This is a genomic window from Terriglobales bacterium (assembly GCA_035543055.1).
Taxonomy (GTDB): domain Bacteria; phylum Acidobacteriota; class Terriglobia; order Terriglobales; family Acidobacteriaceae; genus JAIQFD01.
Genome location: DATKKJ010000213.1, coordinates 19,312 through 28,137, shown reverse-complemented (window position 1 = coordinate 28,137; position 8,826 = coordinate 19,312). Strand labels below are relative to the sequence as shown.

Genomic DNA, 8,826 nt, shown 5'->3' with positions numbered 1-8,826 from the left:
ACGTCGTCGCGCTCGCCCAGCACGTCCTCTACGAATCCGTGCAGCGCGCGCTTGGGGCCGGTCTCGACGAAGATGCGAGCGCCAGCGGCGTAGAGCGTCTGCAGTCCCTTCACGAATTGCACCGGCGAGGCGACCTGGCGGGCGAGGAGGTCGAGCATCTGCGGTTCCGTGCCGTCGCCCATGGGATAAAACTCGCCAGTGACGTTGGCGATCACTGGAATGCGCGCCGGCTGCAGGTGCAGACGCTCGAGCACGCGGCGGAGCGGCTCGCTGGCCGGCGCCACGATGGAGGTGTGGAAGGCGTGGCTGACGGGGAGCGGGATGACGTGCAGCCCGGCTTTCTGGAAGACCTCGAGTGCCTGTTCCACGGCCTTGGTGGCGCCGCCGATCACCGCCTGTTTCTGGCTGTTGAGATTGGCGATGACCACGTAGCCTTCGACCTGTTCCAGGATCTTCTCGATCTCCTCCAGGGGAGCGAAGACGGCGGCCATCTTGCCGTTGTCCTGGACGGAGACGCGGGTCATCTCGCGGCCGCGGGCGCTGACCGCTTCCAGGGCATCGCCGAAGGGGAGAGCGCCGGCGGCGACCAGGGCGCCGTACTCGCCGAGGCTGTGACCCATGGTCATGTCGGGCGCGATGCCGTAGGCCCCGAGCAAGCGAGTCAATGCGGTGTCGGTGGCGAGGACCGCAGGCTGGGTGATGGCCGTCTGGCGGAGATCTTGCTCGGCGCGGGCAGCGGCGCCGTCGGTCTCGTCGACGAAGATGTACTGGCTGAGCGGCTTTTCCAGCAGGCGGGCCAGCTCGCGGTCGGCTTCGGCGAAGGTCTCGGCGACCAGCGATTCGGTATCGCGCAGCGGACGCAGCATGTTGACGTATTGCGAGCCCTGTCCGGTGTAGAGGAAGGCGACTTTGCCCGCAGGTCCGCGACCGCGGAAGATGCCCTTGGCGCGCAGGGCTTTCCATTTGCCGTTGTGATTGGACTGCAAGGCATCGAGGGCGCGCCCGGCTTTGTCGGCGAGCTCGGCGGCGTCGGCGTGGTCGATGGCCAGGCGTTCGGGAGCGCGAAGGTCTTGCTCGAACGGGGCGGCGGGTGATGGAGCCCGGCCGGCATGAGCGTCCTGGATCACGGCGCGCAGGCGCTCGGCGAGTCCGGCTTCGGACGTGGCGCCGATCACCAGCGCTCCACGTAGAGGAGATTTGAAGGAAGAAGGCGCAGCAGAGGTGCTGGAGATGCTGGCGTGCATAATCGCGTCCTTTGCTTCCGGTCTGATCGCTCCCACGGCCACCGAGCGCTTGGCTTCGGCGGGGAGTTTCCCGGGGATGTGTTCTTCGAGGACGATGTGGAAGTTGGTCCCGCCAAAGCCGAAGGCGCTGACGCCGGCGCGGCGTGGCGTGTCCTGACGCGCAGGCCAGGGCTGCAACTGAGTGTTGACGAAGAGCGGCGAGTGGGCAAAGTCGATCGCCTGGTTGGGGCGCTCGCAGTGGACGCTGGGAGGCAGCACCTTGTCACGCAGGGCGAAGGCGGTCTTCAGCAGGCCGGCGGCCCCAGCGGCGCCTTTCAGATGCCCGATGTTCGACTTCACCGAACCCAGAGCGACGGAGTGGACCGGCAGATGGAAACTGCCGAACACCTCCAACATGCTCTCGACTTCCACCACGTCGCCGACGCGGGTGGAAGTGCCGTGGCCCTCGATGAGGCTGGCGGTGGCGGGCGAGAGGCCGGCAGCTTCCCAGCCACGCTGGATGGCCAGGCGCTGTCCGATCGGATTGGGGGCGGTGATGCCCTTGCCTTTGCCGTCACTGGAACCGCCGATGCCGCGCAGCACGGCGTAGACCTTGTCGCCGTCACGCTCGGCGTCGGCCAGCCGCTTGAGCAGGAAGATGACGCCGCCTTCGCCCATCACGAAGCCGTCGGCGCCCTCGGCGTAGGGACGGGTGCCGGTGCCGGAGAGGGCGCCGATCTTGCAGAACTTGATGAAGGTGGAAGCGCCCATGTTGTGGTCGATCCCGCCGGTGAGGACCACGTCGTAGTCGTTCTGGACCAGGCCTTCGGCGGCGGCGCTGAGGGCCGCCATGGCGGAGGCGCAGGCGGCGTCCACCACGTAGTTGGGGCCGCGAAAGTTGTACAGATTGGCGATGCGTCCGGCGATACAGTTGGCCAGTTCACCGGGCATGGTGTCCTCGGTGATCTCGGGCAGGAGCTTGCTCATGCGCTGGTGCAGCTCGCGAGTGATGTCACGGCGCAGAGCTTCGGGTAGGGAAGCGAAGGAAGAGCTGGCTTCCAGTTCGCGAGCGTACTCGGGGAAGAAGGCGCGGAGGACGGTGAGGAACTGCTGCTCGCCGGCCATGGCGTTGCCGAGGATGACGGCGGTGCGCTCGAGGTCGAGCGGCCGCTGGGGATAGCCGTAGTCTGCGAGCGCCTCGCGGGTGGCGGCCAAGGCCCACTTCTGGGTCTCGTCCATCGCCCGCCCGACGCGCGGGGGAATGGGCAGGTGCCACTTCAGCGGGTCCCACGCGTATTCGCGCACCCAGCCGCCGATCTTGGAATAGGTCTTGTCGGGAACGGTGGGATCGGGGTCGTAGTAAAGCGCAGGGTCCCAGCGGTCAGGCGTGACCTCGGTGATGCTGTCGCGGCCCCGCTTCACGTTCTCCCAGAAGTCGCGAGCGTTGGGAGCGTCGGGCAACACCGCGCCCACAGCGACGATAGCGATGGCTCGAGCAGCCGGGTTATCCATGTCCTTGCTCCTATGTCCCCTTGGGCGTGCGCTTGTAGAGCACGTCGGCGATCGCATCCATGTCCGCGAGCAGGCCGGTCTGTGCGCGCCGCACTGCGGGGAGCCCGACGGCGGTCTCAAAGACCACGATCTCGGCTTCCGGCACGCCGCCCGCGCCGATCACCCAGCGCGAGCCCTCCTCCGCGGTCTTGAGCGCGGCCTCGCGGGCAAAGACCCGGCTCAAGGTGGCAAGGGAGGTGGCGTCGAAGCGGCGATCGGATTTCTGATTGAGCTTGCCCTCGGCGGCCAGGGCCGCGCGCCGAGCCAGGCTGGCGGCACATTCGGCGTAGGTGATCCACTCGCCCAGGCGCAACAGGATGTGCTGATAGCGGGTTAGCCGTCCGAGGCGGGCCCGCTCCATCACTTCCGCCAGCGCGTGCAGGCTGAGAGCAGAGATGTCGGCGCCGACGCGGGGATGGCGCGCGTGCAGCGCTTCCAGCTTGCGGGCTTCGTCGTGGTAGTGCTGGCCGCGGGTCTTCAAGTGCGACTGCCAGCGGTCGCGGCTGATGGTCATCTCCATGATCTCGGAGGTGCCTTCGTAGATGGTGGTGATGCGGACGTCGCGCTTGATCTTCTCCACCTTGTACTCGTGGGTGTAGCCGTAGCCGCCCAGCGCCTGGATGGAAGCGTCGGCGGCCAGGTTCCCGGCCTCCGAAGCCAGGTACTTGGCGATGGCGCCCTCGGTGTTGAGACTGCCTTCGCCGGCATCGATGCGTTCGGCAGTCTCTTCGGTGCAGGCGCGGGCCGCTTCCAGCCGAACGGCGTGGGGCACGATGAGCTTGTGGGTATAGCCCTGCTTCTCGGAGAGCGGCCCGCCCGCCTGGATGCGCTCCTGGGAGTAGGGAAGGGCGCGGTCGAGCGCGGCCCAGCCCGCGCCCAGGCCGAAGGCCGCCACCATCAAGCGGGTGTAGCCGAAGACCGCCTGGGCCTGCAGCAATCCCAGCCCCTCGACGCCGCCGAGCAGGCGGTCGGCATCGACGCGGACATCGTCGAACGACAGGGCCGCGGTGTTGCTGGTGCGGATGCCGTGCTTATTCTCCGGCTTGTCGTGGGTCAGGCCGGGCGCGCCTTGCTCCACCACGAACCAGCTCGGGCCTCCGGGCGCGCTGGCCAGCACGCTGTAGGCGTCGGCGATGCCGCCGTTGCTGATCCACTGCTTGTTGCCGCTGATCCGGTAGGCGACGACGCGTCCGTTCTCGGTCACGGGCGTCGCCGTGGTGCGCAGCGCGGCCAGATCGCTGCCGGCCTCGGGTTCGGTGGCGGCGTAGGCGAAGAGCAGCCCTTGGTCGGCGATCCGGGTCATCCAGTATTTCTTCTGCTCGGGGGTGGCGCCGACGCTGATGGGCTCGCTGCCCAGGAAGGTGGCCAGCACGGCGGTGGCGATGCCCAGGTCGATGCGCGCCATCTCCTCGCACACGCGGTAGACGTCGAAGGCGCCGCCGCCCATCCCGCCGAACTCTTCAGGAATAAAGAGGAGCTGGATGCCGAGTTCGCCGCACATGGCGCGCACGACGTCGAGCGGACATTCGTCCCTTTCGTCGAGCTCCAGCAGCTTCTTGTCCGGCAGGTTCTCCGCCGCGAAATCGCGGAGCGATTTCAGGGTGAGCTCCAGGGTGTTGTCGTCCAGGCCGGGGGAGGGTTGGTGGTCGCGGGAGATGCGTCCGGCGGCGGGAAGAACTGCGGTTTCTGACATATGCGGATGCCTCCGCGCCTGGCTGGAACTGGGTGGTGCGCCGACCACAAGCTGCGTCGGAAGTGGCTGCACGGGCCGCCGGGCACACGGCCCGGAGGCGCAAGAAGTATGGGTGACGGGTGCGACGAGGGTCTGTGAGCCCCATCACAACCACGCGTGGCGTAAGAACGTAGGCCCGGGGGAAACGGCGCGTCCGGATGCGTCATCGCCGCCTATCACCCGGCTGCGTGCCCGACATCACAGACGGAGGGCCGTGATTCTGGGAATCTCGTGTTCGAACTGGTTGCGCACCACTCTGTCCACTGGGAATGAACTAACCGAGCCCCTTAGGGCAATCGGGCTGATCTCAGGAATGAAAGACGCGTCAGCCCTGGGGAGAACGACATGGCGGCCCTGATGCAGCTTCCGGAACTGGCGGCGCCGAAGCCGGATTACGAGACGTGGCTGGCGGAAGTGCAGTCCACGCTCACCGCCCTCCACATGGAGATGAACGCCTGGGACGAGAACTGGCCCTACGACTTCGCGGAAGAATACGACGCGGACGTCTCGGCTTGGGATGCGGCCATGCACGCCCGCAACTTCTGGTGGCAGGAGCTGATGGCCGAGTCCTGGACGTGAGCGAGGCCGGTCAGCGGGAGTCGCGGACGCCGGCTGCGTCCTGGGAAAGGCGGATCGCTTTTTCGTAGAGCTCCCAAGAGTGGATGGCCTTGCGGCAGCCCTCGCGGGCCATGGCGGTGCTTAATTGTCTCTCGGCTTCATCGAAAGTCGCCTCAGCGTCCATCCGCGCCCGCCGGGCCTGCTCGTCGGCCTGCCGGAGCTTGCGGGCCGCGCCTGCGCCGCCGTCCCGATATGCCGCCAGGAGCTCCTTGTCCCACAGCGCCTGGGTCTCTTGCAGTCGCCGGTCGAGCAGCTCATTGGCGCAATCGGCGATCTTGCGCACCCGTTTCTTTTCCCGCAACCACTTGAGGACGGACCAGTCGAGGGCCTCGGTCATGACCGCCTTGGCTGCTTCGACTTCGGCGAGCTTTCCCACGGTAAATCCCTCCCCGACCACACGAGGACGATAGCTTTCACGCGAGCGGAAGTCCAGTACAGGGTCGGGCAAGGCGAGGAATCATGACCACGCTCCACGATTGTGATTGTCTCTCGTTCGGCGATTCTCTCTTCCTCAGCCTGGAACGGCAAGGCATGCCTCTGCACATGGCCTCGCTGAGCATCTTCGAGGGGAGAATTGCGCTGAAAGGCTGCTTACGGTACGTGCATTCGAAGCTGCCATTGATCCCACGCTATCGCCAGCGGGTGGTGGCGGCGCCGCTCAACCTGACCCTGCCCTCGTGGCAGCCGGACCCGGAGTTCGATCTGCGCAACCACATCCGGGAAGTGCGCCTGCGCCAGGGAACAGAAAAGGAAATGAGAGCGCTGGCCGCGCGCATCCTGAGCACCAACCTGGACCGCGAGCGGCCGCTGTGGGACATGACACTGCTGACCGGGCTGAGTCGTGGACGCACCGGCGTGCTGACGCGGGTGCATCACTGCATGGCCGACGGGCTTTCCGGCGTGGAGCTGATGAACGTGCTGATGGACCACACGCCAGAGCATGCCCGGCCATCCAAGGTGTCTCCGGGCCCCCGTCTGAAAGGCCAGCCCGCCCCTTCGTTGCTGGAGTGCTTCCTGCAATCGTGCCTCTCCACCGCGCAGCGAGTGTTCACCGCGGAATCCGAGCTGCTCACCATGGCAGAGCGCGTGGTCGGAGGCGGGAAGGGGAATGGGGACGCAGAAGCACAGCCGCACCCCGGATTGAATGGCAATGCCCCGGCACTCTCGGCCGAGGAGCTGAACCGGATCCTTCCCCAGCTTCTGGCGCCGGCGCAACGCCTGCCCTTCAACATCGTCTGCCGCGGGCCACAGAAGTTCGAATGCGCGGAGGTCCCCCTGGCGACGCTGAAGCAGATCAAGCACGCCTGCGGTGTCAGCCTCAACGACGTGGTGCTGGGGCTGGTGACCTACGCGGTCTACAACTATGCCTCGGTGCACAACGTCCGGGCGCGAGGACGGTCGCTGCGCATCGTGGTTCCGGTCAGCATCCGCCGCAAGTCGGAGAGGGGCGAACTGGGCAATCACATCACCTTTGTCCCGGTGACCGTCCCGCTGCATCGCCGCCGCGTCCGTGATCTTGTGTTTGCGGCACATGAATACGTGCAATCCCTGAAGCGCGCCCATGTCGGCGAGCTGGTGGGACTGGCCGGCACACTGCTGGGCGCCATTCCGGCTCCCCTGCAAGCCGCCCTTGGTCCGGTGGCCAGCCAGTTGCCGCTCAGCGTCTGCAACCTGATTTGCACCAATGTGCCGGGCCCACACGATGCCCTTTACTTGCTGGGCCACAAGATGCTGGCCTGCTACCCCTACGTGCCCATCGGCGGGGAGATGGGGATGAACTGCGCCATGCTGAGCTATGACGGCACCGCCTACTTCGGCTTCACGGGCGACGTGCACGCCGTCCCCGACCTGGCGTCTCTGCCGAAGTTCCTGTTGGCCGGCTTTGCCCGCTTGCAGAAGGAGATCGGGATTCGTGCCCCACGACCGGTGCAGGCCCGACCGGCGGCAACGGTGTCCGAGCCCGTTCTCAAATTTCCGGGAAAGAAGCCTGCATCAGCGAAGACTTCCGGGCAGCCAGCAACGAAAGTGGTGGGAGCCGCGGCGGGCGCCGCCTAGCGCTTTCTCCGGCGAGCGGCGGGTGTTTGCCGGAGGGGTGACTTGGTCTTTCTCCGCGGAGCTGCTGGACGACGCTCCTTCTCTGCCCGAGATCCCTTGAGCATGTCCTGCATCACCTCCAGCGGAGTCAGGGCCGCGGAGCGCACGCCGGTGATGCCGCTCTGCAGGGCACTGTGCAGTTTTTGATAGGTGTCGAACGCGGAGCGCAGGTACCACATCACGAAGTCGCGGCCGACCTCATCGGTGGCGACGATCAATTGGCGCAGCAATTCGAGGGGAAGTCCGGTCGGCTGCTCCTTGGCGTCTTCCATGATGATCTGCGCCAGGGTGACCCGGGTCAGGTCTTCGCCGCTGCGGGCATCGAGGACTTGGACATTTTTCCCATTTCGGACTAGGCGAGCGATGTCGTCCAGGTTGATGTACCGGCTGGTGGAAGTGTCGTAAAGCCGCCGGTTTCCGTACTTCTTGATGACCACCGGGCCGGTCTTCAAGCCTGCACCTCGCATGATGCAATGCAATAAAAGCCACTTAGATATTGACATAATCCAGCTAAAAAGTTACATTTTTCTCGATGCTGCAGTGCAGCAAATAACGGAGGCCAACATGCCCAGAGAGAAACCCGGCCCCACCACTCACAATCATCCTTCCTCATTCCTGACCTTGCTGTCCGGCTGGGTGCAGCAGGGAGTCGAGAGCTTTTTCGCTACCCAGCGCATCCTGGTCGACCTGGCGATGCGGCAGAACGCGGTCGCCATGAAGAGCCTGCGCGAAGGGTTCTCCGACCCGGAGCATTCTCCGGTCGAGATCCTGACCGAGCTGGCGGTCGAAGGGACCTCGAGCTTCATCGAGGCCCAGCGCATCCTGCTGAACCTGGCGCAGGAGGAGAACAACATCCTGATGAACGCGGTCAAGGAGCGGACGGGCGGTTCGGTCCCAGCCGTCGCCGCGAGCGACCTGGTGCGCCGCACCATCGATACCTTCCTGGGAATGCAGCTGGATTTCCTCAAGATCACCAGCAAGCAGACCCTGGACTGGCTGGAGGGGGCCCGCAAGGGCAAGGTCGGCAGCAATCACCTGGTCGACGTGGCGCGTGAGTCCATGGAAACCTTCATCCATGCCCAGAAGAAGTTCCTGGATATCGTGGCCCAGGAGACCACGCACATGACCAGCGGCCGTACGGAGAAACCGAGACTGGTCAAGAAGACCGAACTGGCCAAGCTCGCCCGCGAAGCCAGCAACGCGTTCATCGAGGCGCAGAAGAAGTTGCTGGATGTCGCCGGCCAGCAGATGAACGTCAACCTCAAGGTCGCCACCCGCGCCCTGGAGCTGATGAACCCCGCCCGCCTGCTGCCTATGGCGAACCTGACGGGAGAGGGCATCAAGAGCTTCGTGGATGCAGAGAAGGCGCTGATCGGCACCATGGTCAAGCCGGGAGTGCGTCGCATGCCTGTGAAGCGGCATCCCCGCGCCCGCAAGATGGCCAAGGTGGCGGCCGCCTGAAGACGGCTTTGCCGGGTTGAGTCTCGTTGGCGGAGCGCGAGAAACGGCACGCCCGCCAAAGGAAGCCGCGGCTATGCCCAAATCGGGCTAGCCGCGGTCTTTCTGCTCGGGTAAGCAGCAAAAAAGAAATGGACAGGCATCCGCGCG

7 protein-coding genes are annotated in these 8,826 nt (G+C 65.7%); 3 read left to right on the top strand and 4 right to left on the bottom strand.

Annotation, left to right across the window (positions count from 1 at the left end; genetic code table 11):
* Positions 1 to 2,735: type I polyketide synthase (locus VMS96_14130; protein HVP44565.1), on the bottom strand; the 2,735-nt coding region annotated here is incomplete at its 3' end.
* Positions 2,736 to 2,745: 10 nt separating this feature from the next.
* Positions 2,746 to 4,467: an acyl-CoA dehydrogenase family protein gene (locus VMS96_14125; protein ID HVP44564.1), complete on the bottom strand. Its 1,722-nt coding sequence runs from the start codon at positions 4,465 to 4,467 to the stop codon at positions 2,746 to 2,748.
* A 384-nt stretch (positions 4,468 to 4,851) separates the two neighbouring features.
* On the opposite strand from VMS96_14125, the gene VMS96_14120 reads away from it, so the two are divergent.
* A complete protein-coding gene (locus VMS96_14120; GenBank protein ID HVP44563.1) occupies positions 4,852 to 5,085 on the top strand; it encodes a hypothetical protein in 234 nt (77 codons plus the stop codon).
* Between the two features lie 10 nt (positions 5,086 to 5,095).
* On the opposite strand, the gene VMS96_14115 is transcribed toward VMS96_14120, so the two are convergent.
* The gene (locus tag VMS96_14115; protein HVP44562.1) at positions 5,096 to 5,572 is read right to left on the bottom strand and encodes a hypothetical protein; all 477 of its coding nucleotides are present in this window, start codon (positions 5,570 to 5,572) and stop codon (positions 5,096 to 5,098) included.
* An 11-nt stretch (positions 5,573 to 5,583) separates the two neighbouring features.
* On the opposite strand from VMS96_14115, the gene VMS96_14110 reads away from it, so the two are divergent.
* A complete protein-coding gene (locus VMS96_14110) occupies positions 5,584 to 7,179 on the top strand; it encodes a wax ester/triacylglycerol synthase family O-acyltransferase (protein ID HVP44561.1) in 1,596 nt (531 codons plus the stop codon).
* On the opposite strand, the gene VMS96_14105 is transcribed toward VMS96_14110, so the two are convergent.
* Positions 7,176 to 7,685, bottom strand: coding sequence for a polyhydroxyalkanoate synthesis regulator DNA-binding domain-containing protein (locus VMS96_14105; GenBank protein HVP44560.1), 510 nt, complete (start codon positions 7,683 to 7,685; stop codon positions 7,176 to 7,178). The two genes, VMS96_14110 and VMS96_14105, sit on opposite strands and share 4 nt — an antisense overlap.
* A 97-nt stretch (positions 7,686 to 7,782) precedes the next feature.
* Here VMS96_14105 and VMS96_14100 point away from each other — a divergent pair, with 97 nt between their 5' ends.
* The gene (locus tag VMS96_14100; GenBank protein HVP44559.1) at positions 7,783 to 8,679 is read left to right on the top strand and encodes a hypothetical protein; all 897 of its coding nucleotides are present in this window, start codon (positions 7,783 to 7,785) and stop codon (positions 8,677 to 8,679) included.
* The last annotated feature ends 147 nt before the right edge of the window (positions 8,680 to 8,826 follow it).

Excerpts from the sequence above, each read along its gene's own strand:
- VMS96_14100 (HVP44559.1), top strand. The coding sequence starts at position 7,783 with ATGCCCAGAGAGAAACCCGGCCCCACCACTCACAATCATCCTTCCTCA.
- VMS96_14125 (HVP44564.1), bottom strand. The coding sequence starts at position 4,467 with ATGTCAGAAACCGCAGTTCTTCCCGCCGCCGGACGCATCTCCCGCGAC.
- VMS96_14105 (HVP44560.1), bottom strand. The coding sequence starts at position 7,685 with ATGCGAGGTGCAGGCTTGAAGACCGGCCCGGTGGTCATCAAGAAGTAC.
- VMS96_14120 (HVP44563.1), top strand. The coding sequence starts at position 4,852 with ATGGCGGCCCTGATGCAGCTTCCGGAACTGGCGGCGCCGAAGCCGGAT.
- VMS96_14110 (HVP44561.1), top strand. The coding sequence starts at position 5,584 with ATGACCACGCTCCACGATTGTGATTGTCTCTCGTTCGGCGATTCTCTC.